The sequence below is a fragment of the Clostridium sp. YIM B02551 genome (genome assembly GCF_022324735.1).
GTDB classification, from domain to species: Bacteria; Bacillota; Clostridia; order Clostridiales; family Clostridiaceae; genus Clostridium_T; species Clostridium_T paridis.
Genome location: NZ_JAKGTF010000011.1, coordinates 1 through 15,847 on the forward strand (window position 1 = coordinate 1; position 15,847 = coordinate 15,847).

A 15,847-nucleotide genomic window follows, 5' to 3' on the forward strand; every position below is an offset into this window, starting at 1 on the left:
TACAGAAATCATCTTCTTAAGTCTGCTATATAGTCTTTTTTTAAACTGTCCTTTACAACGGGTACATTTTATTCATTTTTTGAAAGTGTGTGGCTTTATATATTTGTGTATTAAAAAAATCTAGCACCAGCAAATTCAGCACTGTTGATTATTGTAAATTTATCTTTTGATATGTTCATTTCTTCACTAATTATTTCTTCAAATTTATCCTTAGGAAGCTTGCAGCTTATACGAAACCCATGTTCTCCGTAAGAATCCCAATTTCCTAATTGTTGGAGAGCAGGGAAGTCCGTTATATTAGGTCTATCCATGTCTTTAAACGTAATAATATAATCTAATTGTAGATTAGTTTCAGTAGAAAAAAATTTAAGGTAGTCCTTTATTGCCATAATAGAAACCTCCTATTTTAAGTTCTTAATATGATTATATTATGAAAATTATGGATAAAGCAAGAGAGTACATTAATAGCTTGAATAAGAAAAAGAATGAGAATGGGTTTTAAAAAGAAGCCCATTTTCATTCTTTTTATTTATTTCATAGTTGATAGATTAAATTAAATACTGATTATTTTGTTCCATAATACTGGCTTAAGGATATTCCATTTGAGCCAAGAGGTACTTGGTGATCAAGACCGATGAACTTCCCATTTGATTGCCATAGGGCAGGTTTTAATAAACCATATTTTGCTTCATCCCAATTTGTCCAATCATAGCTTAATAATCCACCTGTATCACCTGAGTTTGGATTAATGCACCAGAATGTATGATTAATATGATTCTTAATCATATAATCTCTAAGTAGTGTCATCCATTTTTGATTCTTTCCTCCATCCATATATCCACCCCATTCTCCAATAAGAAGAGGTGCAATACCTTTATCATTAATATATGCCCAGGAGTCATACCAATAATCATCTAATAAAGTTTGAGTTGTAAAGTCCTTATCAAACCATGTTTGATTATACACTGATGGGCCATAGTCATGAGGAGAGTATACTACTTGACTGTTAAGTGTGCCTAGATTAATTGGATAGTCTTTTACCCCTCTTAAATTTCCACCCCACCAAGCACCATACCATGGAGAGGCATCGCCGGTAGCACCCCAGATATCTGGTGTAGCATAGGTATAGCCTTTTTCAGTTTTAGGGTATTGCTCAACGCCCTCAATCATAACTAGTAATTTAGGGTTTGATGCAAGTACAGCTTTAGAGCATCTTTCAGCTGCATATTTCCAGTTATTTTCGTCTGTAGAGTTGTCCCATTTTGCCATATCTGTAGGTGTAGTTGCAGTATATCCCCTTTTACCATGTGGTTCATTTTTTAGGTCAAAGGCCAAGATAGTATCGTCATTTTTGTACTTATTTGCTAGCCATGCTAAAGTATCTATCCATTTTTGAGTAGTTATTTCTCCAGCTGTAGAAGTGGTTACACCATACCACAATGGATAATTGTGCCCTGAGTTATTAGCATCTGGACTATGAACATCAACCATAACCTTTATACCAAATTGTTTACAGTACCCCATGATGATATCAAAAATCTCCATGCTATTTTTAGGACCATTTGTAGTTGGATCATAAAAATCAGGATTACAAACATAATATGGTGGATTATTAGCAGCAGTTACGCTTGAAACCTTATTGGGTTTTCCTATCATCCAGCTGTACAAAAGTTCAGAAGAAATAGGGATTCTTAAAAAACCTATTCCTCTATCAGCTACACCTTTTAATATTCCTTTAATGTCATACCATGCGCCGTGGAATACGTTTTCACTACAGTTAAAGCCAAACCAGTTTGCACCTGTTAGCCAAACCTCTTTACCATTCATATCGTAGATTTTATTTCCTACACAATGTAGCCAGTCATCATTATTAGTGTCTACAGCAGCAGTTACCTTTTGAACGTTACTAAAAGCAGCAGTTGTAAAAATAGTAGTTACAATAATAAGCAATGAAATTATCTTTTTGAATCTTTTCATTATACTTGTTCCCCCTTATACAAATATTTAATGTAACATCCTATGTTTATAAACTTTGTTAATTTTCACCTCCTCTTGAATTAATAAAAAATCCCATCAATAGATAGTCTTTTGTATTTAAGAATTATCTTCAGTTATGTATTTGTGTAAGAAAATAGTAGGGGAGTTTCTAATTAGGTAGATTAAGTTATCATCTTTAAGTGAATTATAGAATTTAGTAAGATAAGTAGAAAAAGTTATGAATAGTGATTTGGACATTTAGTTAACCATGGCTAGTAATTTTAATAAGTTGATGCGTATATATTAACATAAATGTATATATTTTACAATGAATTATTTAATTTATATCGTCTATAGAAAAGCATTAATAGAAATAGTAATCTATTAATGCATTTGATTTTAATAAACTATATTTATCTAATCAATCCCGACGATTCTAACTTCATCTTTAAATTCACTTCATAGTCTATACTTGGATACAATTTATTCCAATCTTCAAATTTCGTAGAATTATTCCAATTTCTTGAGCGATATCTTAGTCCAAATCCTATAGGATCAAGATTATCAGCTTGAAGTTTTTTTAAGAGCTTTAGTATTTGACTACTAATTACTTCAGAGGATAAATCTTCGCATTTATTTAAGTTTATTTGATTTTGAGTAGATGTTGATTCGGAAATAATTCCAGATATTTTTATATTATACTGCAATTTAGGGAGTACTTTGGTAGTAGAATCAATTGAATAGCTATGCTTTACATACTGAACTCTTACTACGAAACTTTTTTCTTGTGAATCTATATTAAGTCTTAAGTTAGATTTGTTAGCATACAGCATATTGAAAATCTGAGTTTCACTTGGAGATAATACTGTTTTTGTTTTTAAATGAACACCCTTATCCAGTAAAGCTAATTCATCTATTTCAAAATTATCTTCTTGAATTTTGATAATAGGAAGAAATGGAGTAACCCCAAGTTCAGTGATATTACGATAAAAATCAAATAGATAAACTTGAGTGATATAATTCGTCTCCACACCTGTACCGTCAAATGCAAGTATTAATGAATTCATAGATAATAAGTTTTTGGAGGCTTTTTTCTGCAACTCAACCCGCTTATCTAAGATGCATTTGGCATTAGGTTCACCTATTGTAACAAAAGAGATAGTTTGAATTTCTCTCATACGTATAAGTGAGTCTATGGCTATGGATAAATCTTCGGAAGCCAAGGACTTTCCAAATAAAATTACCTTTGCATAACTGAAATCAATGTCTTTACTAATTTTAGTTCTAATTAGTTCAATTGCTTCATTTACTGTATTTGCTTCAGCTGTTAGATTAAAGTAATTTATCATTTGCTTTTCTGGAAGTGCAAAAGTTAATGTTACTTTGAATCGATGCATATCAAACTGACCTGTATCTATTCCAATACAAGCTACAAAGGCTCTTTTATCAATTTCTTTTGTACTACTACAGCCATAACATGATAAAAGAAATGAAGTAATAAATATTGAAACAAAAGTATACTTAATAATGCGCATTAAATAGCCCCTTTCTTTTTTGCACTATAAGCTGTTAGAATTACTAGACCAACAACAATGGGTTCAACAAAAAGCCTAAGTATGAGCCATATTGTTCCAGAGGAAAATATTATTTCTTCGCTTGAGAACAGGTTTATGAGTAAAAAAGGAATGACACCAAAGAGCCCTAATATGTACCAAGGAATCCTTTGAGCTTTATTAAGGGTAAATTGAAATTTGAACATATCATTAATTAATTCAAAAGAGACATACCAATGTACAATAATATTTGCTATGGCAGTAAGAAAAAAAAGCAAAATATAAATGAACATAGTACGTTCAACTACTCCAACTTTAATGCTAATACAGTCAGTTGCAGCAATCCATGGATAATTATAGGAAATAGGACTAGTGCCTAGAAAGCCAATTGGTATGAAAAAAGCAAATATTAATAAAAATAATTCCACTAAAGGAATTATCCATAAATATTTTAATTGGAAGTTTTCTTTATTAAAGAATTTATTAAAAATAAGCATATCAGTATATCCAGAAAACATATAAGTTGTTACGGCATAGGATGGCAAGGTTGGAAAAGTAAAAGTATGGGTTACAACTTCAATACACGCATACCAAGAGAAGCAGGGATTAAATACAGCTTTAGTAAAAATGAATAAAATCATTGGAATTATAATAACTAAAAAAATTTCAAGAGAATGAAGGATGGTTAAGCCTTCTGTTCTTATGGCTAACAATAATACAAGTACAAGAATGGATAATAGCATATAGTGAGACATCTTAAGAAATATAAAACGTTGAACCATCTCTAGCAAAGCTAGTAACATCATAAAACCTGATATGTACCATAATGAGCAGATAAATAGCATAATACTAATTTGAGCCCATTTAGGTAGGGTTAGTGTTAATATTTGAGGGAAAGCCATATTGGGAAACTTAACAATTGATTTCATAAATAGATAGAGCAAAATAGTTCCAAAAGGAATTGAGAAAATGATAGCCATAATTGCGCCTTGATATTTATCATGAAGAATTACGCTTGGTAAAAAAATTATTATATTATTTATTGAGTTAATCAAGACAATATAAAAAAAATAGCGTTTCATTAATGCACCTCATTTATGATTAAATACTACAATTGATTTTTTGGAGTGAATAATTGCAAATATGGTTTTCCAAAGCTTCTGATATTAGCTAAATATAAAATTATTACTATGAACCCAATAACGACACCTATTAATCCGAAAAATATAGATAAAACTAGTACAATATATTTACTTAGGCTTAATGACCGATTAATTAAATTAGCTGGTAATATGTAGTATGAAATAATTATAGTAGATATAATAATAACCATAATATTTGTAGCCAAGCCGGCTGCTACAGCTGATTGACCAAGAATTAATCCGCCTACAGTAGTTGCTACTGAACCTGTGCCTTTAGGAAGATTTATAGAAGAATTTAATAATAGCTCCATAATAACAAGCATAAAAAGCACTTCTAAAAATGATTGGTATGGCAAATCTACACGGCTGCTGGCTATTGACATTGCAAATTCATAGCGAAAGATTTCTGGATTGTATGAGACAGATCCAACATATAATCCAGGTAAGAATATTACTAAAAAGGCACTTATATACCTAAGTATAAGGAGAAATATACTAACAACTGGGAGTTGATAGTAGTCATCCATTAAGGACATAAAATCAAAGAATACTGAAGGTAAAATTAAGGCATAAGGATTGCCTTGCACTAACATAATTATCTTACCTTCTTGAATATTCTTAATAATGCGATCAGTTCTATCTACAACCATAATTGTAGGAAAAAGTATTGAATTTTCTTTCATGAAATTTTTATGTATTTTTTGAGCTGAATTAATGGACTTAACATAAAATTCTTCTATCTTTTTATTAAGCTCATCTAATATTTTATAGTCAACTAATTGATTGTTATATAAAATTACTGCAGGTATATTTTCTACGCCAAGAATATGCTGTTCTACAGTTAAATTTTTTTGGTTATAACGATTGCGAATTAAGTTGAGATTTGTTTCTATGTTTTCTTGTAGGTTGTCTTTAGGACCTTGAGTTACAGTTTCACTAAAGGAATCAGATATACTACTTTCCATAAACTTCTTTGCATCAAATGTATAAATATCATTCTCGAGTATTATAACAACTGAACCATGCAAGATTTCATTTAATATAAAATTTTTATCAGTTGATGTAGTACATTTAGGCAATGAAATAAGATAGTTTTGAAAGTTTTGGTAGCTTGCCATATTAAAAAAAGGAGTAATAAGTGTTTGCTTAATATTTTCTAAGTCACAAATACTTGAAATAAAACAAATATAAGCTTTCTTTTTATTGTAATTCAATGTTCTAAATTCAGCGTCGGCTGAATTGCATAATTGAGCATTTAACCAATCCTTTATGTCATTAATCTTATTCATATAGCTACCTCGATGTTTAAATTACAGTTTTATTTTTTTATATTTTCCTACTTAAAAATATTTATACTAACTTAATAGCTATATGAAAAAAAGATAATGGTCAAGCCATTATCTACAATATAAAAAACTAAAAAGATGAAGGTCAATTATACATATTAAGAGTTTGTCCAGACATATAACTGGAGTCATCAGAAGCTAAAAATACAAATGCTTGAGCTATTTCAAAAGGTTGACCAGCTCTTCCAATTGGGGAAGATTGTCCCCAAGTAGCTACTGCATAAGGATCAAAAGCAGAGGGAATTAAAGGAGACCATACTTCCCCGGGTGCAACGCTATTAACACGAATGCCTCTAGGCATTAATATTAATGCCATTGACTTAGTGAAAGCTGTGATTGCAGCCTTTGAAGCTTGATAATCAGGGGCTATGGGATAAGGTTTGAAAGCAGCTATTGAAGAAGTATTGATTATTGAACTTCCAGCATTTAAATAAGGCAAAGCTTCTTTAGTTAAATAAAAGTAAGAAAACACATTAACCCTAAAAGTATATTCTAGTTGAGCAGCAGATACGTCCTCTAAGTTATTTGTAGGATATATTACACCAGCATTATTTACAAGAATATCTAGTTTACCAAAGTGTTTAATTACTTCATTAATTATTAATTTGGAGTTTTCTTCTATTGAAATATCAATTGGCATTATAATACATTTCCTGCCTATTAGTTCAATTTTGTTTTTTGTTTCTTGAGCATCCATATGTTCATTTAAATATATAATTGCAATGTCAGCACCTTCTTTTGCGAAGGCATAAGCAGCAGCTCTTCCAATACCACTGTCACCACCTGTAATTAAGGCTACTTTATTTAATAATTTTTTATTATTCATAGGATTTTTTAAAGGAGTTTCAGATATTGGTTTGGGAGACATAATTGCCTCGACTCCTGGCTGGAAAGCTTGATGCTGTGGTGGAAAAGAGTTAGGTAAATTAAATGGATTATAGGGTGAAGGCATTCATTTTTTCTCCTAAGATAGTAGTATATTAATAAAGTATTCATTTGATATTGATGAGTGCACTATACTGCAGATAATAAAGCGTTGAAATTTTATATAATAGGAAAAATCATGATAATTCATAATTTTGTTATGTAACAATTTTAAAGTTGATTAAATATAATATGTTAAGGTGAATTTTATAAAGGAAGTGAGTGTTTATGGCTGATACAGCCAGACCTTGTTCATTAATACCATATACTGTAGGATGTTGTTGTGGGCCACAAAATGGTATTTCAGCTTTACAACCAGATTGCCAAGAACTCCCTAATGGAGAGGTAGTAAATAACCCTGCTTATGTGGAAGAATTAAATAGTTCATTTTGGAGCTATAAGTTTATTACAGATTGTGCAGGGACTACACGAGCTATAAGCAATTTTGTAATTCCTATTTGCAAGAGTATCCATTCATCAAATATTATAGTTGAAGAGAAGCTTGATGGAACAGGCAAATTTACACCTGTACCATTTACTTTAAGTACTACTGATCCCAATTTTGGTGCAGCACCTTCAGGTTTTCAGTGGTTAAAGGTATAAGTTTCAGGTAGATATGATAAAGGTATTTCTGTAGAATATAGACTTTCTTTAGTTGGAAATTATCCTGAGGCTATTCAGCCTATTAAAGTAAAAGCAGCCACAAGTATAATAACCTTTAATTGTGATTGCTTCTTAGTTCCGGAGTGTAATCCAGAAGGTAAACTTGCTGTAAATAAAGAAAGTAACGTAACTATAGTTAATAATAAGGCTACCTTAAATTATAGTGTAAGAGTTAGTAATATAGGAAATGCAGCTCTTAATAATGTTCAATTCTTGGATACAATTTTTATTCCTTCTCAGATTACAATTGGGACAATAATTGTTAACCCTAATACTCTAGTAGTAGATAGAAGCACTGTTGGACAAGTTAAGATAAGTGGAAATTTAGGAACTATAAACCCTGGTGCATTTGTAGATGTAGTCTATACTATTTCGATAAATAATTTCAGTCAACCAGGAATATACACCATAAATAATACTGCAGTAGCTACAGCTCTAAACACATCAAGTAGTGATAGCACAGAGATTACAATAAATGTTGCTGAAGTTTCTACAATTAAGTGTTGTATAGTTTCAGAGAGAAATCATGTTGATTTTAGAATTTTATTAGTAGCTGTACCGCCTTCACCAAGTGTTTTAGTGGATTTTAAAGATGAGCTTTTCATCCCAACAGGAGTAACAGTACAATTCACTGATTTTTCAGGGTGTAATGCTAGCTTTGTACCAAGTGGAAATCCAGTACCACTAGATACTAATATTACTGGTCCAGCTAATATATTGATAACTTGTACAGAACTCAATGTACCTTCAGATGGTGCAGTGGCTAGACATGTAAGAATGAGAATTATATCTGATAGTGTAGTTGGGACATCAACCATAAGCAATTCTATAACTGATGTAACACCTACAAATCCAGCAGCACAAATATTCTTAGGTGCAGGAACACTTCCAGCTTCAGCTGAAGTTCAAGTTAATTTGAGTTTAGATTGTTTAAATCCTTGTCCTTTTTAATAATTTAAAAAAGGAAATATAGGTCAAGTATAAAGATCATGAGAGGTATTAAGAGGAATCTTATGCTTTTCATGATTTTTTATTATATAGTAGAATGAAACAAATATATAATAAGGAATATGGTAGAATTTAGTGTTGAAGAAATCTATGAATAATGAAGATATTTTAAAAATTAAGCATATTTTTTTATTGATATAGAATTTATTAAACCAACAATAATTACAATAAAACTTACACCAATACAAAAGATGGTATTATCAATAATTTTTAATAATGAAAGTATAGAAATAACACTACACATTATTCCAAAGCACCAATACATCTTTTGATTATATTTTATAAATCCCTGTTTATCTTTTATGATATAATTTTTACTGTTTAGTTTAACTCTATCTAAATTAATTAATAACATAGGTTTGATGGTCGCTATAACTATAGTTACGATACCTATTATCAATATAGATGAAACTATAATATTAAATATAACACTTTTATTCATATACTAAAAACTCCTTCCTGGTTACAATTATATACCATACATTACGTTTATTACATACCTCGAAAAATATATAAAATTTCAACATTAAATTAAAACATAGCCTTTTATTTAAGAATTATCAATAAATCCTAAGCTATAGTGAAATAATAAATTATACAAAATAAAAATATTAGGAGAATAAAAGTCTATGAAAAGTAAGTCTAAAATTTATCTATCTTTTAGTATGATTATAATCTTTGTATGCCTTTTATGTATTAGTAATAAGGTAATGGCTAAAGAGAATACTAAGTATTATGAGAATAAAAAATTTAATATATCCTTACGCTATAATAAGGAGTGGATTAAAAGTCCAGGTTATAGTGACAAATTTGAAGGAAAGGATGGTTTCTTTCAGATTTCTGCATCTACAGGAAAAGATTTAAGTATAGATTACGTAGCTAAAAATGAAGCTACTCATATTTTAGTGCCTTTTGGAAGTAATCCTAAAATAACAAAGCTGACTATTGATGGAGAAGAAGCAAGGTTAATAATGCCCTCAAGTGATCAGATTAAGGACTTCAATAATCAAGCAGAATTAATAGTTAAATATCCTAAAGCTATTACTATAGATAGTGAAGCATATTACTATTTCATTTTATGGGCAGATAAAAATCATATTGAAAGTATTTCTAAAACATTAAAGTTTATATCATAAAAAAGGATGACTAGAATTATTTGTAATTCATAGTCATCCTTTTATCTTAAAGTAAAAATTTTACACAAAAATTGACAGATAGTTGCAGATTCATACGAATAATAAATATAAAGGGGGTAGATGAATATATGAACGATAGAGAATTACTAAAAATTTTGAATTCCATCAGCTACTCTGAAGAAGAGATAAAAGATTTAGAAAATAGAGCTATTAAGGCTAAAAATAGCATAGGTGAGGACTTGTACTATGTAAAAAATGATAAGGTATTAAGAAAAATAGCAGTTATAGAATTAGAGGAAAAAGTTAAATCACTATTAAAAGATAATGAAGAAATTAAATATAAGATGATAGCACTTCAAAGCTATAGGCAAAAAGAAATATTTAGAACAGATATTGGAACTATGGGAGGAAGGCCTACTGTATATTTAGGACTATTTGTAACGGATACAAGAATATTTGTGTTTAAAATGGATAGTACTTATAACTTATTAGAAGAGGTATATGTTAATGAAATAAGTAATATCAAATGCTTTTTTGATTTATGGGAGAAATGCGCAAGTATTGGCTTTAGTTTTAATGTAGGTATGGATATTCTAGCAAGGCCATATGGAGAAGAAAATGAAAAGATATTTATTGAGATGATAAAATATCTAAAGGAAAAAACTAATGCAGAATTTAAGCCATATAAGAGTGAAAAACCGGGAATATTTTTAATGATAGTATTTATCTTAAGTATTACTGGTATGATTATGGGTTTCATTGGCTCAATAGTTTACACTATTAAAGCTGCCTTGGATATTTTAAAATGAAAAGTCTATTTAAGCAAGAATTCATGTGGAGGGTAATATGGATAATGTAAATGAAGAAAAGCTTATAAAGGGTATTTTAAGAAAAGATAAAGAATGCTTAAATAAGCTAATGAATATATATGGTAATTTGGTTTATTATATCGCTAGGAATATTTTGAAAGAAGCTCATGAGAAAGAGTGCATAGAAGAGTGTTATAATGATGTATTTACAGCAATTTGGTTTAATATAGATTGTTTTAATGAGGAAAAGGGAAGTTTTAAATCATGGCTGATATCTATAACAAAATATAAGGCATTAGATATTAAAAGAAAAAATTTAAGACATTCTAGTAATACTGAATATATGGATGAAGTGATTAGTGAAGAAAACAATGAATTAGAAAGAATTGAGAATATTGAGCTTATAAAAGAATTACTAAATAATTTAGAAGAAAAGGACAAGCTTATAATTATTAAGAGATATCTTGATGGAGTACCAATAAAAGAAATAGGAGAGTCCTTAGGATATTCGGAAGAATATATTTACACTAGGATATCTAGGGCGAAAAAGAAGATTCAGAAGATAGTAGGTGAGATAAATGAATGATAGAAACCTACTTGAATTATTAAACATTAACTACTATTCAGAGGAAGAGATAAAAGATTTAGAGTATAAAGCTATTGAAGCTAAAGAAACAATAGGTGAAAGTTTATACAAGATTAAGAATGACAGGGTGCTAAGAAAAATAGCCTATATTGAATTAGAGCAAATAGTAAAATCTAAATTACGAAACACTGAAATAATAAAATATAAGATGATAGCACTTCAGAGCTATATGCAGGATAGGCAATATGATAGAGCTGGAGGGCCAATGGCAGCTCAGATAAAGTATTTAGGATTACTTATAACTGATGTGAGAATATTCATATTTAAGTTAGATCTCTATTATAACATTTTAGAAGAGTGTATTTATGAAATAAATGATTTAGTAGGTTTAGTGGATGCATGGGAAAAATATAAGACCATAGGATTAAAATTTGATGAAATAAATATAGTAAAGCCAAGCCCTTATGGAGAGGAAAGTGAAAAGATATTTTTAGAAATAATAAGGTACTTAAGAGATGAAAAGGGGATTACTATTGAAGAATATAATAAACCTAGAATGAGTAAATCAGGAAGGATTGCATTTATAATTTTCATGATAATTTTTCTGGCTTGTTTTATATATGGCATTTTCTTATATTGGAGAGATACCTTAAATATGTTTAGGTAAAAATCTAAATTTTAAAAAATAGTGACAGATAATTATAGTTCCAGGAGAATAATAGGTATATAGTATTTAATAATTATTTATGAGAGAAGGAATAAAATGAAAAGAGTAATTCGTTTAATATCTGTTTTTACTTGTGTAGTATTATTTGCTAGCATTGCCTTTGGATGTGGTAAACAATCTGATCAGCTGAAAGAAGCGAAAGGAATATTCTACAAGGTAGAAAAGGATGGTAAATACCTATATCTTGGCGGTTCAATACATCTTGGGGATGATAAAATTAAATTTTCAGATAAAGTAGAAAATGCATATAAAGAATCAAATAAATTAGGAGTAGAACTTGATGTAACAGACTCAGAAATAGCTGATAAGTTTTCGAAAGAAATGAGCTATACTGATGGAGATAATCTAGACAAGCATATAAAACCAGAAACTAAGGAATATGTAACTAAACTCCTAGGTGAGGTCGGTGAAAAATATAATGGAGAAATATCTAAACTTAAACCATGGGCACTTCAAATGACAATATCAGTATTGCAATACTCAGCTTCTGGATTTAAATCTAGTAATGGGCTCGATATGATATTTATATCAAGAGCGAAAAGTGATAATAAGGCAATTGTTGCACTAGAAGAGCTTGATACACAATATAAAGCACTTAGTTTTGGAGACGATGAATTTCAAAATGCGAACCTAATGAAACTTACAAAGGTAACAGAAACTAAAAAACAGCTTCAAGAAATGTATGATGCTATAGTAAATGGGGATACAGAATATGTTGAAAAGATGAATGATGAAGTGAAATCAGGGGATAAAATGTTTAGAGATTATTACGATGCTATGGTTACTAAAAGAAATCTAAATATGGAGGCTAAGATAGAAGAGTACTTAAAATCTAATGATAAATACTTTATAGTAGTAGGAGCAGGACATGTAGTTGGAGAAGATGGACTTGTAACTTTATTAAAAGACAAAGGGTATACTATTACAAGATTAGAATAAAAAGAAGGGATTTTTATATCCCTTCTTTTTTATTTAGCAATGGCTCTTTTAATTACCACTTTTTCTTTCCACTTACCTTTTTTGAATCTGATTAAGTATAAGCATCCTCTAATAGACCAATCAATAAACATTCCCATCCATACACCAATCAGACCAAAGTGAAGAATGTTTCCTAGTATATAGCCAAGAGTTATTCTAAAAACCCACATACCTATCATAGAGGTCATCATTGTATATTTTGCATCGCCAGCCCCTTTTAAACCTGAAGGAAGTACAAAGGAAATCGACCAAACTGGTATAAATATTACATATAAAATACATGCATGAGCTGTTAGTTTAATTATATCAGCATTACTTGTATAGAGTCTTGGGAACACCCCTGAGAAAGGTAAAAATGCTAAGGATAATATAATTAAAGAAACAGTTGATAGCTTAGTAATGTAATTTAGTGTATTTTGAGCTTCTTTGGTTTCGCCTCTTCCCATATGTTGACCAACAAGAGCTGTAGCAGCTGTGCAAAAAGCATTTCCTGGGATATTAAGCATTCCACCTATGGAACTCGTTATAGCATTAGAGGCAATAGCAACTGTACCCATATCGACTATAAAGATTTGGGTAATTAATTTACCACCATTAAATAGTAGAGATTCAACACTAGCAGGTAGTCCAACTGAGAAGATTGGCCTTAAAAGTTCTTTATCAAATTTGAATTTCTTAATCTCAGTTAATTTTAGAATGCTTGATCCTCTAAGGAGTACGCCTAGGATTATAAGTGCACCAATAGTCCTAGCTAAAGCTATTCCGAGTGCAGCTCCAACAATACCTAGCTTAATTATATTAATAAATGTAAAAGTGAAAACTACATTTAAAATATTCATAAATATGGTGATTTTCATAGGTGTTTTTGTGTCACCTGCACCTCTAAGTATTCCATTTGCAATAAGATCAGTAGTGATTAGCGGGTAAGTTAATAGAGTAATAGATAGATATATATCTGCAGAGTTAATAACTTCTTGCTCGGCAGCACCAAAGAGTAATTTAACCAATAAGCCTTTAAATATAAACATAGTTAAAGTTATTAGAAAGGAGATTAGTAGACCAGAATATAGGGCTTGTTTCATAGATGCGTTTGCTTTCTTTATATTACCTTGTCCAACAAATTGTGCAACTACAACCATTCCACCAACTGCTAAAGCCGAAAAAAAAGCAATGAAAATATTGTTGATAGAATCAACCATACCAATTGCTGAAACTGCCTCTTTGCCTATATGACCTGCCATCATTGTGTTTATCATTCCCATGGACATAACAAATAATTGTTCCATAAGTATGGGAATAGTTAAGTTAATAACGTCTTTTCGTATCCATTTCATTTTATCACCTGTTAATGGGTTCCTTTATTGTTTATTCTTAAGCATAAGTTAATTATATAATATAGCGAAATATAATCAACCTTAACTACAAGTAAATTATTACGTAGAAATATCACGTAATTAAGTTAAAAGACTGAATATATTGATAAATCATATATATTAAAATTTTATTTTCTTTGTGCTATAATTTAAATTATGTTTAGGTGAATAAAAATTCATTAAAAGTAAATTACAAAAGTAGAAGAGGTATTAGATTATGAAAGCAAAAACAAATCAAATGGCATCAATATCGTTAATAATTATGTTAATAGGTTTTATAGCTACAATGATTTCAGGAAATAGTACAGCCATTGTACTTCTTCAAAGTGGTTTTGAAGCTGGTCTTGTAGGGGGACTTGCAGACTGGTTTGCAGTAACAGCCTTATTTAGATATCCTCTAGGAATTCATATTCCACATACAGCGATATTACCTCAAAACCGTGATAGAATAACTAATTCATTAGTTTCGATAGTAGAGAATGATCTTTTAAATAAATCAAGCATAATTGATAAGGTAAGCAGGCTAGAAATTGTTTCAAAGACTTTGAATTTATTAAGAAATAATTTGTATTCTGATAATGTAAAATCAGGAGTAATAAATATAACTAAAAATATAGCGGATTCAATTCCAAGTGATAAAGTAGCAACATATCTAAATAGAATGATTAGTGAAAAGATAAATGAAGTGGATACTAAAAACCTAATAGAACTTCTTACTAATGCATGCCTAGAAAACAATTATGAACAAAAGGCTTTAGATATATTAGTCGAAAGAATAAAAATTGAAGTTAAGAAAGAGAGCATAAAGAATGAAATTGGAAGTTCTGCTATTGAAGCCATTGGTAAAATAGAAATCAATCCTTTAATGAAATATACAATTAGTGCAGCGATTGGAGCACTTGGGGAAGAAAAGGTAGGAAAGATAATACAAGATTGTATTGTATTTATATTAAATGACTTAGAAGATACAGATAATAGAAGTAGACATATGATTCTTGAATCTGTAAGAAAAAGTATTGTAAATGGAAAAGATAATGAAGAACTTATTAAAGTAGTAGATAATATAAAGGCAAATATAACAGATAGCACTAAATTTAATGAATTTATGCAAGAACAAATAGAAACTACAATAAATTCAGTTTTAAATTATATTAGTGATGAGGAGTATATTGAAGAAGAGTTATTACCGCTAATAGATAATATGTTAGTTAATCTTTTAGAGAATAAAGAATTGATAAATAAGATAGAAACATATATTCAAGAGCAAATTGTAAATTTTGCAGATAAAAACCATAGTAAGATAGGTAAGTTAGTTAAAGAGAACATAGAAAAATTAGAGACAGAAACCTTAATTGAACTTATAGAAGATAAGGTTGGAAATGACCTGCAATGGATTAGGGTTAATGGAGCTATATGTGGATTTATTATAGGTATAGCATTGGGTTTAATAAAGTTAGTAGTTTAAGAAACATAAATAGAATATAGTAAATATAGAACCTTCTACTTATTTTGGGTAGAAGGTTTTTTTGTAGTACAAATTAACAAAGAGAAAAACCATGTAATCATTTGACAAAAAATGTAGGTAATTATATAATTTTAGCATAGGAGTGAACACTCACTCCGTA

At 29.7% G+C, this 15,847-nt stretch carries 15 protein-coding genes and 1 pseudogene; 8 read left to right on the plus strand and 8 right to left on the minus strand.

Translation table 11 applies throughout. The features are described 5' to 3' along the window. Positions 1-110 precede the first annotated feature (110 nt). The 6 genes and pseudogenes from L1S47_RS13790 to L1S47_RS13815 form a co-directional block, all read right to left on the minus strand. Positions 111-389 carry a hypothetical protein gene (locus tag L1S47_RS13790; protein WP_238884113.1) on the minus strand — a complete coding sequence of 93 codons (279 nt, stop codon included), beginning with the start codon at positions 387-389 and terminating at the stop codon, positions 111-113. Between the two features lie 181 nt (positions 390-570). Beyond that, positions 571-1,977: pseudogene (locus L1S47_RS13795) on the minus strand (glycoside hydrolase family 5 protein); the annotation flags it as partial. Positions 1,978-2,390: 413 nt separating this feature from the next. Beyond that, on the minus strand, positions 2,391-3,512 hold the full coding sequence (locus L1S47_RS13800) for a Ger(x)C family spore germination protein (RefSeq protein ID WP_238884115.1): 1,122 nt from the start codon (positions 3,510-3,512) through the stop codon (positions 2,391-2,393). Then, on the minus strand, positions 3,512-4,612 hold the full coding sequence (locus tag L1S47_RS13805; RefSeq protein ID WP_238884116.1) for a GerAB/ArcD/ProY family transporter: 1,101 nt from the start codon (positions 4,610-4,612) through the stop codon (positions 3,512-3,514). Before L1S47_RS13805 ends, L1S47_RS13800 begins: the two co-directional genes overlap by 1 nt. 26 nt (positions 4,613-4,638) lie before the next feature. Next, complete coding sequence (locus tag L1S47_RS13810) at positions 4,639-5,961, minus strand: spore germination protein (RefSeq protein ID WP_238884117.1); 1,323 nt, start codon at positions 5,959-5,961, stop codon at positions 4,639-4,641. A 142-nt stretch (positions 5,962-6,103) separates the two neighbouring features. Beyond that, on the minus strand, positions 6,104-6,970 hold the full coding sequence (locus tag L1S47_RS13815) for an SDR family oxidoreductase (protein WP_238884118.1): 867 nt from the start codon (positions 6,968-6,970) through the stop codon (positions 6,104-6,106). 200 nt (positions 6,971-7,170) lie between these two features. Here L1S47_RS13815 and L1S47_RS13820 point away from each other — a divergent pair, with 200 nt between their 5' ends. Then, positions 7,171-7,545 carry a hypothetical protein gene (locus L1S47_RS13820; protein WP_238884119.1) on the plus strand — a complete coding sequence of 125 codons (375 nt, stop codon included), beginning with the start codon at positions 7,171-7,173 and terminating at the stop codon, positions 7,543-7,545. Positions 7,546-7,818: 273 nt separating this feature from the next. Then, on the plus strand, positions 7,819-8,556 hold the full coding sequence (locus tag L1S47_RS13825) for a hypothetical protein (protein ID WP_238884120.1): 738 nt from the start codon (positions 7,819-7,821) through the stop codon (positions 8,554-8,556). A gap of 172 nt (positions 8,557-8,728) precedes the next feature. On the opposite strand, the gene L1S47_RS13830 is transcribed toward L1S47_RS13825, so the two are convergent. Further along, positions 8,729-9,055 (minus strand): hypothetical protein, encoded by a 327-nt coding sequence (locus L1S47_RS13830; protein WP_238884121.1) that lies wholly within the window; start codon positions 9,053-9,055, stop codon positions 8,729-8,731. 187 nt (positions 9,056-9,242) lie between these two features. On the opposite strand from L1S47_RS13830, the gene L1S47_RS13835 reads away from it, so the two are divergent. From L1S47_RS13835 to L1S47_RS13855, 5 genes are all read left to right on the plus strand, one after another. Beyond that, positions 9,243-9,749 (plus strand): peptidase M56, encoded by a 507-nt coding sequence (locus tag L1S47_RS13835; RefSeq protein WP_238884122.1) that lies wholly within the window; start codon positions 9,243-9,245, stop codon positions 9,747-9,749. 128 nt (positions 9,750-9,877) lie between these two features. Further along, positions 9,878-10,558, plus strand: a complete 681-nt coding sequence (locus L1S47_RS13840; RefSeq protein ID WP_238884123.1) for a hypothetical protein — start codon at positions 9,878-9,880, stop codon at positions 10,556-10,558. Between the two features lie 37 nt (positions 10,559-10,595). Next, complete coding sequence (locus tag L1S47_RS13845; RefSeq protein WP_238884124.1) at positions 10,596-11,144, plus strand: sigma-70 family RNA polymerase sigma factor; 549 nt, start codon at positions 10,596-10,598, stop codon at positions 11,142-11,144. After that, on the plus strand, positions 11,137-11,811 hold the full coding sequence (locus L1S47_RS13850; RefSeq protein WP_238884125.1) for a hypothetical protein: 675 nt from the start codon (positions 11,137-11,139) through the stop codon (positions 11,809-11,811). The genes L1S47_RS13845 and L1S47_RS13850 overlap by 8 nt, the downstream gene beginning before the upstream one ends. Before the next feature lie 96 nt (positions 11,812-11,907). Then, the gene (locus L1S47_RS13855) at positions 11,908-12,810 is read left to right on the plus strand and encodes a TraB/GumN family protein (protein ID WP_238884126.1); all 903 of its coding nucleotides are present in this window, start codon (positions 11,908-11,910) and stop codon (positions 12,808-12,810) included. A 29-nt stretch (positions 12,811-12,839) separates the two neighbouring features. Here the strand turns inward: L1S47_RS13855 and L1S47_RS13860 are convergent, their stop codons facing one another. After that, the gene (locus L1S47_RS13860; protein WP_238884127.1) at positions 12,840-14,183 is read right to left on the minus strand and encodes an MATE family efflux transporter; all 1,344 of its coding nucleotides are present in this window, start codon (positions 14,181-14,183) and stop codon (positions 12,840-12,842) included. A 256-nt stretch (positions 14,184-14,439) separates the two neighbouring features. On the opposite strand from L1S47_RS13860, the gene L1S47_RS13865 reads away from it, so the two are divergent. After that, on the plus strand, positions 14,440-15,687 hold the full coding sequence (locus L1S47_RS13865) for a DUF445 domain-containing protein (RefSeq protein WP_238884128.1): 1,248 nt from the start codon (positions 14,440-14,442) through the stop codon (positions 15,685-15,687). The last annotated feature ends 160 nt before the right edge of the window (positions 15,688-15,847 follow it).